Source organism: Quadrisphaera granulorum, from assembly GCF_003149145.1.
GTDB lineage: Bacteria > Actinomycetota > Actinomycetes > Actinomycetales > Quadrisphaeraceae > Quadrisphaera > Quadrisphaera granulorum.
On sequence record NZ_QGDQ01000077.1, the window covers coordinates 1 to 1,355 of the forward strand.

Genomic DNA, 1,355 nt, shown 5'->3' on the forward strand with positions numbered 1-1,355 from the left:
CGGCCGGTCAGGGCCGCAGCATCGAGCACAGGCCCTTCACGGGGGTGCTACGCACCCCCGATCACGGCCCACACAAACCGCAACAGGCTCGATCATGGGCAGTTGGCCACCATGGTGGCCAACTGCCCATGATCACGGAGGGGTCTGGTCTTTCGGGGTGTCGGTGGGCGGTGGCAGGCTCCCGACGCATGAGCAGTGACGCGCAGACCACCCCGAGGACCACCCTCGTCTCCGGCGAGCCGATGGAAACTCCAGCGAGCAGCACGATGAAGGCCGCCCTGGAACTGATCTTCATCGGTGTCTCCGACGTCGACCGCGCCAAGCGGTTCTACGCCGAGCAGCTCGGCTGGGGCTGCGACCACGACCAGCGCGTCACCGACGGCGTGCGGTTCCTCCAGGTCACGCCGCCCGGCTCCGCGTGCTCGTTCGCCTTCGGCGAGGGGATCACCCCCATGCGCCCCGGGGAGCAGAAGGGCTTGCAGGCGGTGGTCGACGACGCCGATGCGGCCCGCGCCGACCTGCTCGCGCGCGGCGTGGAGTGCACCGAGATCGACGAGATGGCGTGGGGCAGGTTCGTCTTCTTCAACGACCCCGACGGCAACGCGTGGGTGCTGCAGCAGCTGCCCGCCCGAGGCTGACGCGTGTCGGCCGCGGGCGGGCTCAGCTGCGCAGGAGGGGGAGGACGTCTTCGGTGAACTGGGTTAGGAAGCGGGTCTGGTCGTGGCCGGGGCCGTGGAAGATGAGGTGGTCGAAGCCTGCGTCGACGTAGCCCGCCACGGCGGCGGAGACCTCGGTGGGGTCGTCGGTGACGATCCAGCGCTGGGCGACCTGCTCGATGGGCAGTTCATCGGCCAGGCGGCCCATCTCCACCGGGTCGTGCACTTGCGACTTCTGCTCGGGCGTCAGCGACAGCGGCGCCCAGAAGCGGGTGTTCTCCAGCGCGCGGGTGGGGTCGCGGTCGTAGGAGACCTTGATCTCGATGGTGCGTTCGATGTCGGATTCGGTGCGTCCGGAGGCCTCCAGACCTTCGCGCAGCGCGGGTAGCAGGGTGTCTTGGTAGAGGTCCATGCCTTTGCCGGAGGTGCAGATGTACCCGTCCCCGGCGCGGCCGGCGTATTTGGTGACCCCGGGGCCGCCGGCGGCGATGAAGACCGGTACGGGGACGTCGGGTTTGTCGTAGATGGTGGCGTCGTGCAGGCGGTAGTAGTCGCCGTCGACGGTGACGCGGTCTTCGGTCCAGAGCTTGCGGATGAGGCGGACGGCTTCGCGCAGGCGGGCGAAGCGTTCGCGGGTTTCGGGGAAGGGGGCGCCGACGGCGTGTTCGTTGAGGGCTTCTCCGGTGCCGACGCCGAGGA

General features: G+C 69.3%; 2 protein-coding genes. One reads left to right on the plus strand and one right to left on the minus strand.

Translation table 11 applies throughout. From position 1 onward, the window contains the following. The first annotated feature begins 266 nt into the window (after positions 1 to 266). Positions 267 to 638 carry a VOC family protein gene (locus BXY45_RS22755; protein WP_109776814.1) on the plus strand — a complete coding sequence of 124 codons (372 nt, stop codon included), beginning with the start codon at positions 267 to 269 and terminating at the stop codon, positions 636 to 638. Positions 639 to 660: 22 nt separating this feature from the next. On the opposite strand, the gene BXY45_RS22760 is transcribed toward BXY45_RS22755, so the two are convergent. Then, a partial coding sequence (locus tag BXY45_RS22760; protein WP_109776815.1) for an LLM class flavin-dependent oxidoreductase occupies positions 661 to 1,355 on the minus strand: 695 nt, incomplete at its 5' end.

Excerpts from the sequence above, each read along its gene's own strand:
- BXY45_RS22755 (WP_109776814.1), top strand. The coding sequence starts at position 267 with ATGAAGGCCGCCCTGGAACTGATCTTCATCGGTGTCTCCGACGTCGAC.